The following is a 16,669-nucleotide window of genomic DNA, read 5'->3' on the forward strand; positions in this document are numbered from 1 at the left end:
GTTTAGCATGCAGCCGGCACGGCCATGGAGACTACTCTCGTAGGCGCGCCGCTGCCGTGCCGATCGGCGTGGCGGCGCGCGCCACCATACGAGGAGGAAAATCCAATGAAAAAAGCCACGCTAGGCTCGACTATCGCCCTGCTGTTTTCCACGTCCGCCTTCGCCCAGGGCAGCGTGACGCTGTACGGCATCATCGACGAAGGCATCAACTACACCAACAATGTCGGCGGAGACCGGCTGGTTGAGATGCAAAGCGGCTTCGCGCAAGGCAGCCGCTGGGGCCTGAAGGGCTCGGAAGACCTGGGAGGGGGCGTCAAGGCCCTGTTCCAGCTCGAGAACGGCTTCAACGCCAGCACTGGCAGGGCGGCGCAAGGCGGCGTGCTGTTTGGCCGGCAGGCCTATGTCGGGCTGGCCGACGACCGGCTCGGGACCATCACGCTCGGGCGCCAGTACGATTCCGTGATCGACTACTTGGCACAGACGACCGTGGTCGGCAACTGGGGCGGCTACCTGTTCGGCCACCCTTACGACAACGACAACATGGTCTACTCGTTCCGTGTCAATAATACGGTCAAGTACACCAGCCCCACGCTTGGCGGGTTCCAGTTCGGGGGCACGTACAGCTTCAGCAACGACACCAACTTTGCCAACAACCGCCAGTACGGCGCGGGCATGCAGTACGCGAATGGCGGCTTGTTGCTGGCGGCTGCCTACCTGCAGGCCGACAACCCGTCGGCAACGGCCAACGGTGCGATCAGCAGCGGCGGCGACCAGAACTTCCTGGCCCGGCGCCTGCGCATCTTCGGGGCCGGCGTCAACTACACATTCGGTGCCGCGACCGCTGGCTTCGCCTACTCCAACACGAACCTGACGCAGCCGCTGTCGACCTCGTACATCTCCGGATCGATCCTGCCCGCCACCGGCACGCTGGATGCGCTCAAGTTCCAGAACTTCGAATTCAATTTCAAGTACCAGTTCACGCCGGCGTTCTATGCCGGCGCGGTTTACACCCTGACCACGGAGAAGTTCCAGGCGTCGTCGGGCGAGGCCAGGCCCAAGGTCCACAGCATCGGCCTGATGGCGGACTACAACTTCTCGAAGAGGACCGACGTCTATCTGCAGGGCGTCTATCAGCGCGTGAGCGGCGACAAGACTGGCACGGCATTGGACCGGGCCTACATCCCCGGCGCGGCCGACTCGTCGTCGTCGTCGAGCCAGGTGCTGGTGCGCGCGGCAATTCGCCACAAGTTCTGATCCGTTAGCGGCGATGTCGGGCCTGCTCAAACGGGCGTCGGATTTTGCACGAAGCGCCACGGCTCTCCGCACTACTCTCGAACACGCATGCCGTGCATGCCGCGTCGACTGGCGCGGGGGCGGCAAGCCTTAACGAGACATGGAGACAAGCGATGAGCAACAACCGGGGTGTCGTTTATCTTGGACCGGGCAAGGTCGAGGTGCAGAACATCGACTATCCGAAAATGGTCGATCCGACCGGGCGCGCGATCGGGCACGGCGTGATCCTCAAGGTCGTGAGCACGAATATCTGCGGCTCGGACCAGCACATGGTGCGCGGCCGCACGACCGCAGAGGTGGGCCTCGTGCTCGGCCACGAGATCACCGGCGAGGTGATCGAGATCGGCCGCGACGTCGAGACGCTGAAGATCGGCGACCTGGTGTCGGTGCCGTTCAACGTTGCCTGCGGCCGCTGCGCGATGTGCAAGGAGCAACACACCGGCGTTTGCCTCAGCGTCAATCCGTCGCGTGCCGGCGGTGCGTATGGCTACGTCGACATGGGTGGGTGGATCGGCGGGCAGGCCGAGTACGTGATGGTGCCATACGCCGACTTCAACCTGCTGAAGTTCCCCGACCGGGACCAGGCGATGGCGAAGATCCGCGACCTCACCTGCCTGTCGGACATTCTGCCAACCGGCTACCACGGCGCCGTGACTGCAGGCGTGAAGCCGGGCTCAACCGTTTACATCGCCGGCGCAGGACCGGTCGGCATGGCGGCGGCGGCATCCGCGCGGCTGCTGGGCGCGGCCTGCACCATCGTCGGCGACATGAACCCGGCGCGCCTTGCCCACGCAAAGGCGATGGGATTCGAGGTCGTAGACCTGTCGCGGGACGCGACGCTGGGCGAGCAGATCGCCGCCATCCTCGGCACGCCGGAGATCGATTGCGCGGTCGACTGCGTCGGCTTCGAGGCGCACGGCCACGGCGCGTCGGGCCACGTGGAAGAGGCGCCCGCGACAGTGCTGAACTCGCTGATGGAGATCACCCGGCCCGCCGGTGCGATCGGCATCCCAGGCCTTTACGTGACCGATGACCCGGGTGCGAAGGACGCTGCGGCGCAACGCGGCAGCCTGAGCATCCGCTTCGGCCTCGGCTGGGCCAAGTCGCATTCCTTCCACACCGGCCAGACTCCCGTGCTGAAGTACAACCGCAACCTGATGCAGGCCATCCTTCACAATCGCCTGCCCATCGCGGAAATCGTCAATGTGTCCGTGATTTCACTGGACCAGGCGCCGGAAGGCTACCAGCAGTTCGACGGTGGCGCACCGCGCAAATTCGTCATCGATCCGCATGGGATGCTGGCGGCCGCCTGAGCGGTCGTGCGCCGCGCGAAGGTAGCCGGCACAAAGAAGGGGCGGCCCGTGGGCCGCCCCTTTCCATTGCCACTCGTTCGCGCCGAAACAGCGCAATGCTGGCTGCCTGTCGTCCATTCACGCGTGCAACACCGGCGCATAAGCCTGCGCCTTGCCGTGGCCCGCCGGCTTCGCCAGCGGCGCGGCCTGCTGCCGGCGCTCCCGCGTCGGTGCGACCCCGAACGCCTCGCGGTAGCTCTTGCTGAAATGGCATGCGGACTGGAAGCCGCACGCCATGGTGATGTGCATGATCGACATGTCGGTCTGCAGCAGCAGTTCGCGCGCGCGGCGCAGGCGCAGCGTCAGGTAATAGTGTGTCGGCGTCATGCCGAGATGGTCGCGGAACAGGCGCTGCAGTTGGCGCTGCGACATGCTTGCAAGGCGCGCGAGCTCCTCTCGCGACAGTGGTTCCTCGATGTTGTTCTCCATCAGCGAAATCACCTCGAACAGCGACTTGTTCGCCGAGCCCAGCCGCGCCACCAGCGGCATCTTCTGCTGCGCGCTTGTGTCCCGCACGTGTTCGACGATGAACTGCTCGGCGATCTGTGTGACGCGGCCCGTGCCGACGCGCCTGGCGATCAGGTACAGCATCATGTCGAGCGGCGCGACGCCGCCGGTGCAGGTCACCCGGTCGCGGTCGATCACGAACAGTTCCTTCAGAAAGCGGGTGTCGGGAAACTCCTCCTTCAGCGCCGACATGTTCTCCCAGTGAATGGCGCAGGCATAGCCGGCCAGCAGCCCCGACTTGGCCAGCGCGTAGGTGCCGGTGCAAAGGCTGCCGAGCATCAGGCCGTCGCGCGCCGCGCGGCGCAGCGTCGACAGGTGGGCAGCATCGGTGGAGCGCTGGACGTCGATCCCGCCGCAGACGAACACGATGTCCGGTCGCCCGATGCTGTCCACCGGACGGGTATCGATCGTCAGGCCGTTGCTGGCGGTCACGGGGCCGCCTTCCGGACTGACGACGGACCAGCGGTACAGCTCCTGCCCGCTCAGGTAGTTCGCCATGCGCAGCACTTCGATGGCGTTGGTAAACGCGATCATCGTGAAGTTTGGCAATGGCATGAACGCGAAGTGGGACAGCGACGCGGTTCGGTCGGAGGACATGGGGGCGTTCCTTGGTGCTTTGTCGGCGACTTGCTGGCCTGGGGAGCCATGGTGCCGTTGTCTATGGGCTATTGATAATGCGGGCGCAACAAACGTGCCATACGGCGAAACCCTAGCAATGGGGGCGACAACAGCCGCAAGCGCCGCAATGCACCGTATGCGCGACACGTGCGCCAGCGCGCGGCGCACCAGGATGCACCATGCCAGTGCGGCGCGGGGAATACCTCGGGAGGTGCCACGCGCGCCACCGCATGCGCGCCGCTTCGCTTGCGTCCAGAGCCCTACTTGTTCAAATCGGACGCGAATGGCGGAAATGGAAAAGAACGCGTCTGAATTCACCAACCGCCCAAAAACGCGAACGACAAGAATAGATCCGTCGGCAACGCTGCGTTGAACAGGGCAAATCGCCCCAGGCGCAGCGGGCGTCTCGCCCCGTCAGCAGCCATTTCAATCAGTCACGGATACCCTATGTCGAACACCAAGTCTTTCTTCTCGCAGTCCCTGGCCGAGCGCGACGCGCGGGTGCGCGGCGCACTCCTCAAGGAACTCGAGCGGCAGCAGTCGCAGGTCGAAATGATCGCTTCGGAAAACATCGTGTCGCGCGCGGTGCTCGAGGCGCAAGGCTCGGTGCTGACCAACAAGTACGCCGAGGGATACCCGGGCAAGCGCTACTACGGTGGCTGCGAGTTCGCGGATGAAGTCGAAGCGCTTGCCATCGATCGCGTGAAGGAGCTCTTCAATGCCGGCTTCGCCAATGTGCAGCCGCACTCCGGAGCGCAGGCCAACGGCGCGGTGATGCTGGCGCTCGCCAAGCCTGGCGACACCGTGCTGGGCATGTCGCTCGATGCCGGTGGCCACCTGACCCATGGCGCCAAGCCAGCCCTGTCCGGCAAGTGGTTCAACGCCGTGCAGTACGGGGTGAACCGCGACACCATGCTGATCGACTACGACCAGGTCGAAGCGCTCGCGCATGAGCACAAGCCGAGCCTGATCATCGCCGGCTTCTCGGCCTACCCGCGCAAGCTGGATTTCGCCCGCTTCCGCGCGATCGCCGACAGCGTCGGCGCGAAGCTGATGGTCGACATGGCGCACATCGCCGGCGTGATCGCCGCGGGCCGCCATCCGAACCCGGTCGAGCATGCCCACGTCGTCACCTCGACCACGCACAAGACCTTGCGCGGGCCGCGCGGCGGCTTCGTGCTGACCAACGACGAAGAGATCGCCAGGAAGATCAATTCGGCCGTGTTCCCCGGCCTGCAGGGCGGCCCGCTGATGCACGTGATCGCGGGCAAGGCGGTCGCTTTTGGCGAGGCGCTGCAGCCGGAGTTCAAGACCTACATCGACAACGTGCTGGCGAACGCGCAAGCGCTCGGCGAGGTCCTGAAGGAGGGCGGCGTCGACCTGGTGACAGGCGGCACCGACAACCACCTGCTGCTGGTCGACCTGCGCCCGAAGGGGCTCAAGGGCACGCAGGTCGAACAGGCGCTCGAGCGCGCCGGCATCACCTGCAACAAGAACGGTATTCCCTTCGACACCGAGAAGCCGACGATCACATCGGGCATCCGCCTTGGCGCCCCGGCTGCCACGACGCGCGGCTTCGGCGTCGCGGAGTTCCGCGAGATCGGCCGGTTGATCCTGGAGGTGTTCGAGGCGCTGCGCGCGAACCCGGAAGGGAACCCGGCCACGGAGCGGCGCGTGCGGAGCGAGATCTTCGCGCTGTGCGACCGCTTCCCGATCTACTGAACACCGACATGACCCGAGCCAAGGAGTGGAGCAACCCATGAGCCCGCTGCACGAAGACAGCATCATCATCGACGGCCTGAACATCTCGAAGTTCGAGCGGTCCGTGTTCGAAGACATGCGCAAGGGCGGCGTCACCGCCGCGAACTGCACCGTTTCGGTCTGGGAAAACTTCACCAAGACCGTCGACAACATCGCGCTGATGAAGCAGCAGATCCGCGAGCACGGCGAACTGCTGACACTGGTGCGCACCACCGACGACATCCGCCGCGCGAAGCGGGATGGCAAGACCGGCGTGATACTCGGCTTCCAGAACGCGCATGCGTTCGAGGACAACCTCGGCTACATCGAAGCGTTCGCCGACATGGGCGTGCGCGTCGTGCAGCTGTGCTACAACACGCAGAACCTGGTCGGCACCGGCTGCTACGAGCGTGACGGCGGGCTGTCCGGCTTCGGCCGTGAAGTGATCACCGAGATGAACCGTGTCGGGATCATGGTCGACCTGTCGCATGTCGGCGGCAAGACCTCGTCCGAAGCGATTGCCTTCTCGAAGAAGCCGGTCTGCTACTCGCACTGCCTGCCGTCTGGCCTGAAGGAGCATCCACGCAACAAGAGCGATGAGCAGCTCAAGGAAATCGCCGAGGCCGGCGGCTTCGTTGGCGTGACCATGTTTGCGCCGTTCCTGAAGCGCGGGATCGAGGCGACGGTTGACGACTACATCGAAGCGATCGATTACGTCGTGAACCTGGTCGGCGAGGATGCGGTCGGCATCGGCACGGACTTTACGCAGGGCTACAGCACGGAATTCTTCGACATGCTGACGCACGACAAAGGCCGCTATCGCCGTCTGACCAACTTCGGCAAGGTGATCAATCCCGAGGGCATCCGCACCATCGGGGAGTTCCCGAACCTGACCGCGGCGATGGAGCGCGCGGGCTGGAAGCCCTCGCGCATCCGCAAGATCATGGGCGAGAACTGGGTACGGGTGTTCAAGGAAGTCTGGGGCGCCTGAGCCGGCGCCAGCGCCGGTCGTAGAACCCTTCAGCGATTTACTACAAAACGGGACGTGCCCTCGCGCCGCGCGGGCACGCGGGCAATGCCGCGCCTGCGCCACGACGCAAGCGGCGAATTCATCCTCACGGAGCCACCACGATGCAACCGCAACTGCCGATCGACGTCAATCCCGACACCGGCGTCTGGACTACCGATGCGCTGCCGATGCTGTATGTCCCGCGCCATTTCTTCACGAACAACCACGTCGCGGTCGAAGAGACGCTCGGCGCCGATGCATACGCCGAGATCCTCTACAAGGCGGGGTACAAGTCCGCGTACCACTGGTGCGACAAGGAGGCCCAGCTGCACGGCCTCAGCGGCATGGCCGTCTATGAGCACTACCTGAAGCGGCTGTCGCAGCGCGGCTGGGGCCTCTTCTCCCTGCTCGAAGCCGATCCGGCGACGGCGCATGCGCGTATCGCGCTGCACCACTCGTCGTTCGTGCTCGCGCAGCCGGGCAAGGAAGGCAAGCTCTGCTACATGTTCGCCGGCTGGTTCGCCGGCGCGATGGACTGGGTCAACGACACGGCGCCGGCCGGCACGGGCGGGCCGCGCGCGCAATCGAAGGAAGCGCAGTGCGCGGCCGAAGGCCACGAGCATTGCGTGTTCGAGGTGTCGGCAATCGGCCACTGAGCGTCCCCCGAGCCAGATTTCATCCGCAACACGAAAGACATACGAACGCCAGAGGTCGCCTGCGATGCGCTATCCCCACCTGTTTAAACCCTTGCAGCTCAACCAGCTGACGCTGCGCAACCGGATCGTCAGCACCGCGCACGCCGAGGTGTATGCCGAACCGGACGGCCTGCCGGGCGACCGCTACATCCGCTATTACGAAGAAAAGGCGAAGGGCGGTGTCGGCCTGGCGATCTGCGGCGGCTCCAGCCCGGTATCGATCGACAGCCCCCAGGGCTGGTGGAAGTCGGTGAACCTTGCCACGGACAGGATCGTCGAGCCCCTCTCCCGGCTGGCGGAAACGATGCACCGCCACGGCGCGAAGATCATGATCCAGGCCACCCATATGGGCCGCCGCTCGGCGTTCCACGGCGAGCACTGGCCGCACCTGATGTCGCCGTCGGGCGTGCGCGAGCCGGTGCACCGCGGCAACGCCAAGATCATCGAGGTAGAGGAAATCCGCCGGATCATCGCCGACTTCGCCACCGCGGCAAAGCGCGTCAAGGACGCCGGGATGGACGGCATCGAGATCTCGGCCGCGCACCAGCACCTGATCGACCAGTTCTGGAGCCCGCGCACCAACTTCCGCACCGACGAGTGGGGCGGCAGCCTGCAGAACCGCCTGCGCTTCGGCGTGGAGGTGCTGCAGGCGGTGCGCGAGGCGGTCGGCAAGGACTTCTGCGTCGGCCTGCGCATGTGCGGCGACGAGTTCCACGAGGATGGGCTCGATCAGCAGCAGCTCAAGGAGATCGCGCAGGCCATGTCCGAGTCGGGGCTGATCGACTACCTCGGCGTGATCGGATCGGGCGCGGATACGCACAACACGCTGGCCAACTGCATGCCGCCGATGGCGCTGCCGCCCGAGCCGTTCGTGCACCTGGCGGCGGGGATCAAGTCGGTGGTCAGGATCCCGGTGATGCACGCGCAGAGCATCCGCGACGCCGGGCAGGCCGAACGGCTGCTGGCAAGCGGCATGGTCGACCTGGTCGGCATGACGCGCGCGCAGATGGCCGACCCGCACATGGTCATCAAGATCCGCGACGGCCGCGAGGACGAGATCAAGCAATGCGTTGGCGCGAACTACTGCATCGACCGCCAGTACAACGGCCTCGACGTGCTGTGCGTGCAGAATGCGGCCACGTCGCGCGAAGCGACGATGCCCCACGTGATCGAGAAATCGCGTGGACCGAAGCGCAAGATCGTGGTGGTCGGCGCGGGCCCTGCGGGCCTGGAGGCGGCGCGCGTTGCGCGGTCACGCGGCCATGACGTGGTGCTGTTCGAGAAGAATGCCGAAGTCGGGGGGCAGATCATGCTGGCCTCGAAGGCACCGCAACGCGAGCAGATGGCCGGCATCGTGCGCTGGTTCGACATGGAGACCAAGCGCCTCGGCGTTGACCGCCGGCTCGGCGTGGAGGCCGACGCAAGGATGATCATGGCCGAGAAGCCGGACATCATCGTGCTGGCCACGGGTGGCCGCGCCTTCTCCGACCAGATCCCCGCGTGGGGCGTTGCCGAAGGGCTGGCCGTCAGTTCGTGGGAGGTGCTGTCCGGGCGTGTCGAAGCGAAGCAGAACGTACTGGTCTACGACGGCGTCAGCACGCATGCAGGAGCGGGAGTCGCCGACTACCTGGCAAGCCGCGGCGCAAAAGTCGAGATCGTCACGCCCGACGTGAAGGTCGCCGACGACTGCGGCGGCACGACCTTCCCGATCTTCTATCGCCGCCTGTATGCGCAGGGCGTGATCCATACGCCCAACTACTGGCTCGACCGTGTCTACGAGGAAGACGGCAAGAAGATCGCGGTGCTGCGCAACGAGTACACGGAAGAACTCGAGGAGCGCGCGGTCGACCAGGTCGTGATCGAGAACGGTTCGACGCCGAACGACGCGCTCTACTGGAAGCTCAAGCCGGAATCGGTCAACCGCGGCCAGGTCGACGTGCACAAGCTGTTTGCCGCCGAGCCGCAGCCGTGCCTGTCGGAGACGCTCGGCAACGGCCGCTTCCTGCTGTTCCGCGTTGGCGACTGCATCTCGATGCATAACATCCACGGCGCGATCTACGACGCGCTGCGGCTCGTCAAGGATTTCTGACCATGAATCCGTCCTTGCTGATTACCGCCCTGCTGTGGCTGTCGGTGGCCGGCCTTGCCTTCGCGGTGCTGCGGCGCGCGTCGTACTGGCGGCTCGGCCGGGCCGCCGCGCCCGGCTCGTTCGGCATCGCCAACCTGTTCGCAATCCCCAAGCGCTATTTCGTCGACCTGCACCACGTGGTGGCGCGCGATCCGTACATCGCGAAGACGCACGTGGCCACGGCGGGCGGCGCGATCGCCGCGCTGGCGCTGGTGTTCGTCAACTACGGCCTCGCGATCTACTCGCCGTGGCTCGACAAGCTCATCCTGGTCGCTGCGCTCGCGATGCTGGTCGGCGCGGTGTTCGTGTGGCGCCGCCGCAAGGCGAAGGATGTGCCGGCGCGCCTGTCGAAGGGCCCGTGGAATACGCTGCCCTGGCTGCTCGGCTCGTTCGCGCTGGGCCTGGCGCTGTACACCGTGGTGCCGGCCGAGGTGATGTCGGGCGCATTCGCGGTGCTGTGCGCGGTGCTGATCGGCGTCGGCGCATTCGCGATGACAGTCGGCGCCGCCACCGGCGGACCGATGAAGCATGCGATGGCTGGCCTGCTGCACCTGGCCTTCCACCCGCGCCAGGAGCGCTTCGCGGCGACACCCGAGTCGTACACCGGCAGCGGCACCGCCACGCCGCCGACGGCGCTCAAGATGCCCGACATTGAGCAAAGGGAATACGGTGTCGCGAAGCCGGTGGAGTTCCGCTGGAACCAGCTGCTGAGTTTCGACGCCTGCGTGCAGTGCGGAAAGTGCGAGGCGGCGTGCCCCGCATTCGCCTCCGGCCAGCCGCTGAACCCGAAGAAGCTGATCCAGGACCTGGTCGTCGGCATGGCGGGCGGCACCGATGCCGCCTACGCCGGCAGCCCCACGCCGGGGATTCCCGTCGGCCGGCATCGGGGCGAACCCAACGGGCCGATCGTGTCTGGCCTGATCGAGGCGCAGACGCTGTGGTCGTGCACCACCTGCCGCGCCTGCGTGCAGGAATGCCCGATGCTGATCGAGCACGTCGATGCGATCGTCGACATGCGCCGCAACCAGACGCTGGTGCATGGCACCGTGCCCGGCAAGGGCGCCGAAGTGCTGGCGAACCTGCGCGAGACCGGCACCATGGGCGGCTTCGACAAGGCGGCGCGCTACGACTGGTCGGTGGACCTGAACGCACCCATTGCGCGGCCGGACAAGGCGGTCGACGTGCTGGTCGTGGCCGGAGAAGGGGGCTTCGACATGCGGTACCAGCGCACGCTGCGCGCGCTGGTCAAGGTGCTGAACAAGGCCGGCGTCGACTATGCGGTGCTGGGCGAGGCCGAAACCGACACGGGCGACGTCGCGCGCCGCCTCGGCGACGAGGCCACCTTCCAGCAGTTGGCAAGGCACCTGATCGGCACGCTGGACGCGCTCTCGTTCAAGCAGATCGTGACGGCCGACCCGCACGTGATGCACAGCCTGCGCAACGAATACCGCGCGCTGGGCCTGCGCGTGACGGTGAAGCACCACACCACGTATCTTGCCGAACTTGCGTCGACCGGACTGATCGCGCCCAAGGCGGTGGAGGCGCTGCGCGAGAAGCGCACCACCTACCACGACCCGTGCTACCTCGGCCGCTACAACGGCGAAACCGAGGCGCCGCGCAAGCTGCTCAAGACCATCGGCATCCAGGTGATCGAGATGGAACGCCACGGCATGCGCGGCCGGTGCTGCGGAGGTGGCGGCGGCGCACCGCTGACCGACATCCCCGGCAAGCAGCGCATCCCCGATATCCGCATCGCCGATGCGCGCGCGGTGGGCGCGGAAGTGGTCGCGGTCGGATGTCCCAACTGCACCGCGATGCTCGAGGGCGTCGTCGGCCCGCGGCCGGACGTGCTCGACGTGGCTGAACTGGTTGCCGCTTCGCTGGAGTGAACTGATGGACACGATCAAACGAATCGATCCGCGCCGGCCGTTCATCATCACGGCGGCGGGCCTCAGGCGCATCACGCTGGGCGAGGCCGGCAGCGCGGACGCTGGCGCGGCGCACTGGCCCGCGCACGGGCACGGCGCGGCGGCAAAGCCGCGGCGGGCGGTTAGCGACCCGCGCTACGTGATGCTGGTTGCCGCGCACAGCGAGCGTGGCGCGCTCGACGACCATGCGCGCCAGGCGCTAGCCGCGGCGGCGCTGCTGGCCGACGCGCAGACCGAGGTAGTGCTGCTGGTGTTCGGCGAGATGAAGGACGATGCGGCGGAACTGGGCGCGGACAAGCTGATCGCCCTGCCGGAGTTCGACCGCCGCACGTTCGCCCCCGAGGCGGAACTGCGGGCGCTACAGGCATGCGCCACCGCCCTTTCGGCCAGGCATGTCTTCATTCCAGACAACGCCGCGGGCGACGGCGATCTCGGCCGGCGCTATGCGGCAGCGGCGGCCGAGGCCGGGGCGAGCGTCGCGACGCATGTGGTCGAGATCGATGCACGCCACGTCGGCACGTATGCGCACGCCAGGCGATCGTTCGCGACCCGCGCGCTGCCCGACGTGATCCTGCTGGCGCCGAGCGCGGTCGACGCGAAGCTGCCGTTCACCGGCGCAGGCGAGCGGCTTTCGCCCGACTTCCTGTGCGCGAAGGGGAGCAGCACGCACCCGTACCGCGATCTAGGCATCGAGGAGATCGATGCCGCCCGGGTGGCGCTCGAGGAGGCGGACTTCATCGTCGCGGCCGGCAACGGGGTGACCGACATCGGCGCGTTCGAGCGTCTGGCGGGCGCGTTCGGCGCGGCCATCGCCGCCAGCCGGGTCGCCGTGGACAACGGGCATTTCACCCGCGACAAGCAGGTCGGCGCCACTGGCAAGACGGTCGAGGCGAGCGTCTACATCGCGTTCGGCATCTCCGGCGCGGTGCAGCACCTGCAAGGCATCAAGGACTGCCGCCACGTGATCGCCGTCAATGTCGACGGCAGCGCGCCGATCGCCAAGCGCGCGAACCTGACCATTGTCGGCGACGCGCACGAGACCATTGCCGCGCTGATGGCGCTGGTGCAGGCCGCACGCCCGGCGCGTGGAAAACCGGCTCCGGCAGGGCCAAGGGAACTCGCAGGAGTCGCAGCATGAACGCCCCCCGACAAGTGAAGCGCATCGCGGTGCTGGTATCCGTTGGCCGTCATCCGGTCAGCGGCGCACCGCGCTACAGCCGCAACGACGCCGCCGCGCTGGAGCTCGGGCGCGGCCTGGCCGGCAAGCACGGCGCGCAGCTCGCCGTGCTGCACGCGGGCGATGCCGCCGATCCGGCACTCGCTGACTACCTGGCGCTCGGCGCAAGCGAGGTTGAGGTACTGCCGTGCGGGGCTGGCGACGACGGGGCGCGCGTGCTGGCCGCGCAACTGGAGCACTGCGACCTGGTGTTGACAGGCACCCGCGCGGAGGGCGCTTACGACACCGGCATGCTGCCGTACCGCCTCGCCGCGGTGCTTGGCCGGCCGCTGGTTGGCGCCGCCGTGGACGTCGACATCGAGGGCGGGCGCGTTGCCGTGCGGCAGTTCCTGCCCAAGGGCCTGCGCCGGCGCGTCGATGCGGCGCTGCCCGCGGTGGTCGCGGTGCACCCGCTCGCCAACGCGCAGCCGCGCTATGCCCATGCGCGCCTGCGCGGCGGCGCCATCCGCACCGCGCCGGCCGCACGCTGCGCGGACAGCGATGCGCCGGCGTGGTCGCTCGGCGCCGTCGAGCGCAAGCCGGTCAAGCTGGCGGCCGCCGAAAAGCGCTCGGGCCACGCCCGCATGCTGTCGGCGACGACCACCGAGAGCCGCGGCGGGAACGTCGTAAACGGTGGGACTTCAGTCGAAAAAGCACAAGTCATCCTCGCGTATTTACGCGAGCATCAACTCATCGACTACTGACATTGCCGGTCTGTCGGCAAACAACCAGGGACGCAGGGAATCCGGAGCAAACGATGAACGTATCGGCAGACATTCGCGCGCTGGTGGAGCGGCGCAAGGCGGGCCACAGCCTCGAGGCGCCTTTTTACCTGAGCGAGGAAATCTTCGCGCTCGACATGGAGGCAATCTTCCGCCAGCACTGGATCCAGGTGGCGGTCGAGCCCGACGTGCCGGAGCCGGGAGACTACGTGACCGTCGAGCTTGGCCAGGACTCGATCCTGATCGTGCGCGACGACGACATGCAGGTCCGCGCATACCACAACGTGTGCCGCCATCGCGGCGCACGGCTGTGCAACGAGGACAAGGGCACGGTTGGCAACATCGTGTGCCCGTACCACAGCTGGACCTACAACCTGAGTGGCGAGCTGATGTTCGCCGAGCACATGGGCGAGAAGTTCGACCGCTGCAAGCACAGCCTGAAGTCGGTACACGTGGAGAACCTTGCCGGGCTGATCTTTGTCTGCCTGGCCAAGGAGCCGCCGGACTTCGCGCCGATGCGCACTGCGATGGAACCGTACCTGCTGCCGCACGACCTGCCGAACACCAAGGTCGCCGCGCAGGTCGACATCATCGAGCAGGGCAACTGGAAGCTCACGATGGAGAACAACCGCGAGTGCTACCACTGCGTGGCCAACCATCCGGAGCTGACCATTTCGCTGTACGAGTACGGCTTCGGCTACCAGCGCTCGCCGGCCAACGCGGAGGGCATGGAAGCGTTCGAGCGCACCTGCGACACGCGCGCCGCGCAATGGGAAGCGATGAAGCTGCCGTCGGCCGAGATCGAACGGCTGCTGGAAACCACTGGCTTCCGCACGCAGCGCCTGCCGCTGGACCGCAGCGGCGAGTCGCAGACGCTGGACGCGAAGGTGGCCTCGAAGAAGCTGCTTGGGAACTTCGAGCAGGCAGACCTCGGCGGGCTTTCCTTCTGGACCCAGCCTAACTCGTGGCATCACTTCATGAGCGACCACATCGTGACGTTCTCGGTGATCCCCTTGTCCGCGGGTGAAACGCTCGTGCGCACGAAATGGCTGGTCCACAAGGATGCGCGCGAGGGCGTCGACTACGACGTGAAGAACCTGACCGCGGTCTGGAATGCGACCAATGACCAGGATCGCGCGCTGGTCGAGTACTCGCAGCGCGGCGCGGCGAGCAGCGCGTACGAGCCCGGCCCTTACTCGCCGTTCACCGAAGGCCTGGTCGAGAAATTCTCGGCATGGTATGTCCGCCGGCTCGCCGAGCAGATCGGCGCCTGAGCGCAAGGAGCGGAGGTTGACATGATGCGCGATGCGGTGCATTTCGAATCAGCGGACAGCCGGGTGACGCGCCCGGCGTTCTGGAGCGCGCTTCCCGAGCGCTGGACCAGCGACGTCGAGGAGACGCTCGTGTGCTGCCACGTGCGGCAGGAAACGCACGATGTAAAGAGCTTCTTCTTTCGTTCACCTCAGGGGCGCGCCTTTGTGTTCGAGCCGGGTCAGTTCATCACGCTGGAACTCGACATCGATGGCGAGACGATCAATCGCTGCTACACCATATCGTCGTCACCCGCGCGGCCGCACACGGTCTCGATCACGGTCAAGCGGGTGCCGGGTGGCAAGGTGTCGAACTGGCTGCACGACACGGTGACGCCTGGCATGCCGATCCGCATGCTCGGGCCTGGCGGCGAGTTCACCTGCGCGCGGCACCCGGCGCACAAGTACCTGTTCCTGTCCGCGGGCTCGGGCATCACGCCGCTGATGTCGATGAGCCGTGCGCACCACGATCTCGCCGAAGACCGCGACATCGTGTTCCTGCACAGCGCGCGCACGCCGGACGACATCATCTTTGCCCGCGAGCTGGACCTGATCGCGGCAAACCAGGCGAACTTCCGCACCGCGTTCGTTTGCGAGCGTGTCGGCGCGCGGACCAACTGGCCGGGCGTCACCGGATTCCTGTCGCTGCCGCTGCTGAAGCTGGTCGCGCCGGATTTCATGGAGCGCGAGATCTTCACGTGCGGCCCGGCCCCCTACATGAAGGCGGTGCGCGAGCTGCTTGACGAAGCCGGCTTCGATCGCAGGCGCTACCACGAGGAGAGCTTCTCCTTCGAGACCTTGAACGCTGAGCCCGCTCCCGGCGAAGCGGCCGAGGCTGCCGAGGAGGGCAAGGGGGGCGCACCAGCAGCCAACGGCCATGCGGACACGGCGCGGTTCAACATCAGCTTCGCCAGAAGCGCACGGGACATTGCCTGCGGCGCGGGGCAGAACGTGCTGGACGCGGCGCGCCAGTCGGGCGTGCGGCTGCCTGCGTCATGCACGCAGGGCATGTGCGGGACGTGCAAGGTCAAGCTGGTCAGTGGGCAGGTCGACATGAAGCACAACGGCGGCATCCGCCAGCGCGAGATCGACCAGGGCATGGTGCTGCTGTGCTGCAGCAAGCCGCTGTCGGACCTCGTGATCGACAAGTGAGGCCTGGCACGCACAGCGGCTGACGGTTCGTATTCAGAAGGTGAGCGCCTCGGCGCCGATTAAAGGAGGGTAGACATGAAACTTCTCGGAAAACTATTCTGCACTGGCGCTGCATCGGTCATGCTGACATGGAGCGCGCTCGCGCTCGGGGACACCAAGCCAACGTTGAAGATCGGCTACGTCGAGGGTTGGGATGACAGCGTTGCCACCACCAACGTGGCCGCGCGCATCATCGAGAAGAAGCTGGGGTATCCGGTGCAGCTCGTGCCGGTGGCGGCGGGCGTGATGTGGCAGGGCGTCGCGCGCGGCGACCTCGACGCGACGCTGTCGGCATGGCTGCCGGTCACGCAGGGCGCCTACTGGGAGCAGTTCAAGACCAAGGTGGTCAACCTCGGGCCCAACTTTACCGAAGCGCGGATCGGCCTGATCGTTCCGGCTTCCGTCAGCGCGAAAAGCATCGACGAGCTCAACGCGCAGAAGGCCTCGTTCGAAGGCCGCATCGTCGGCATCGATGCCGGCGCCGGCGTGATGCGCAAGGCGTCCGAGGCGATCAAGAGCTATGGCCTGAGCTATTCGCTGATGCCCAGCTCGGGCAGCGCGATGACGGTCGAGCTGGCGCGCTCGATGAGCGCGAACAAGCCGGTGGTCGTGACCGGCTGGGCGCCTCACTGGATGTTCGCCAAGTGGAAGCTGCGCTTCCTCGACGATCCCAAGAAGGTGTTCGGGGAGTCCGAGCACGTCGACAACGTCGTGAACCCGGGCCTGGAGAACAAGGCGAAGCCGGTCGTGGCCTTCCTGAAGAAGTTCCAGTGGAAGCCGGGCGAGATCGATAGCGTGATGCTGGCGATCCAGAACGGCACTAAGCCGGATGCAGCCGCCGACGCCTGGATTGCCGCGCATGGGGACCGCGTCAGTGCGTGGCTCGAGAACACGCAGTAAATCCGTCAAGCCACGACACTCGCAACAACGCGGGCCATGATCGTTTTGCGATCGTGGCCC

13 protein-coding genes are annotated in these 16,669 nt (G+C 66.5%); 12 read left to right on the top strand and 1 reads right to left on the bottom strand.

Going from position 1 to position 16,669, the window contains the following annotated elements:
• Window positions 1-105: 105 nt before the first annotated feature.
• Window positions 106-1,254, top strand: coding sequence for a porin (locus tag J8I34_RS13860; RefSeq protein ID WP_029045228.1), 1,149 nt, complete (start codon window positions 106-108; stop codon window positions 1,252-1,254).
• 152 nt (window positions 1,255-1,406) lie between these two features.
• Window positions 1,407-2,606 carry a formaldehyde dehydrogenase, glutathione-independent gene (gene fdhA / locus J8I34_RS13865; RefSeq protein WP_209806268.1) on the top strand — a complete coding sequence of 400 codons (1,200 nt, stop codon included), beginning with the start codon at window positions 1,407-1,409 and terminating at the stop codon, window positions 2,604-2,606.
• 117 nt (window positions 2,607-2,723) lie between these two features.
• Here fdhA and J8I34_RS13870 read toward each other — a convergent pair whose 3' ends face one another.
• Window positions 2,724-3,749, bottom strand: coding sequence for a GlxA family transcriptional regulator (locus J8I34_RS13870; protein ID WP_029045230.1), 1,026 nt, complete (start codon window positions 3,747-3,749; stop codon window positions 2,724-2,726).
• A gap of 468 nt (window positions 3,750-4,217) precedes the next feature.
• On the opposite strand from J8I34_RS13870, the gene J8I34_RS13875 reads away from it, so the two are divergent.
• The 10 genes from J8I34_RS13875 to J8I34_RS13920 all read left to right on the top strand — a co-directional run bounded on the left by J8I34_RS13875 (window position 4,218) and on the right by J8I34_RS13920 (window position 16,609).
• Window positions 4,218-5,492, top strand: coding sequence for a serine hydroxymethyltransferase (locus tag J8I34_RS13875; RefSeq protein ID WP_209806269.1), 1,275 nt, complete (start codon window positions 4,218-4,220; stop codon window positions 5,490-5,492).
• A 37-nt stretch (window positions 5,493-5,529) separates the two neighbouring features.
• The gene (locus J8I34_RS13880; protein WP_209806270.1) at window positions 5,530-6,501 is read left to right on the top strand and encodes a dipeptidase; all 972 of its coding nucleotides are present in this window, start codon (window positions 5,530-5,532) and stop codon (window positions 6,499-6,501) included.
• Between the two features lie 140 nt (window positions 6,502-6,641).
• Window positions 6,642-7,175 carry a DUF5943 domain-containing protein gene (locus J8I34_RS13885; protein ID WP_209770848.1) on the top strand — a complete coding sequence of 178 codons (534 nt, stop codon included), beginning with the start codon at window positions 6,642-6,644 and terminating at the stop codon, window positions 7,173-7,175.
• Between the two features lie 64 nt (window positions 7,176-7,239).
• A complete protein-coding gene (locus tag J8I34_RS13890) occupies window positions 7,240-9,303 on the top strand; it encodes an NADH:flavin oxidoreductase (RefSeq protein ID WP_029045234.1) in 2,064 nt (687 codons plus the stop codon).
• Between the two features lie 2 nt (window positions 9,304-9,305).
• A complete protein-coding gene (locus J8I34_RS13895; RefSeq protein ID WP_209806271.1) occupies window positions 9,306-11,231 on the top strand; it encodes a (Fe-S)-binding protein in 1,926 nt (641 codons plus the stop codon).
• A gap of 4 nt (window positions 11,232-11,235) precedes the next feature.
• Window positions 11,236-12,408, top strand: a complete 1,173-nt coding sequence (locus J8I34_RS13900; RefSeq protein WP_209806272.1) for an electron transfer flavoprotein subunit alpha/FixB family protein — start codon at window positions 11,236-11,238, stop codon at window positions 12,406-12,408.
• Window positions 12,405-13,190, top strand: coding sequence for an electron transfer flavoprotein subunit beta/FixA family protein (locus tag J8I34_RS13905; protein WP_209806273.1), 786 nt, complete (start codon window positions 12,405-12,407; stop codon window positions 13,188-13,190). Before J8I34_RS13900 ends, J8I34_RS13905 begins: the two co-directional genes overlap by 4 nt.
• Window positions 13,191-13,243: 53 nt before the next feature.
• Window positions 13,244-14,482 (top strand): aromatic ring-hydroxylating oxygenase subunit alpha, encoded by a 1,239-nt coding sequence (locus J8I34_RS13910; RefSeq protein WP_029045238.1) that lies wholly within the window; start codon window positions 13,244-13,246, stop codon window positions 14,480-14,482.
• Window positions 14,483-14,503: 21 nt separating this feature from the next.
• The gene (locus tag J8I34_RS13915; RefSeq protein WP_209806274.1) at window positions 14,504-15,670 is read left to right on the top strand and encodes an FAD-binding oxidoreductase; all 1,167 of its coding nucleotides are present in this window, start codon (window positions 14,504-14,506) and stop codon (window positions 15,668-15,670) included.
• A 75-nt stretch (window positions 15,671-15,745) separates the two neighbouring features.
• Entirely contained in the window at window positions 15,746-16,609 is an 864-nt protein-coding gene (locus J8I34_RS13920; RefSeq protein WP_209806275.1) for a glycine betaine ABC transporter substrate-binding protein, read from the top strand.
• Window positions 16,610-16,669: the final 60 nt, after the last annotated feature.

This window comes from Cupriavidus phytohabitans, from assembly GCF_017815025.1.
In the GTDB taxonomy this organism is placed as follows: Bacteria; Pseudomonadota; Gammaproteobacteria; order Burkholderiales; family Burkholderiaceae; genus Cupriavidus.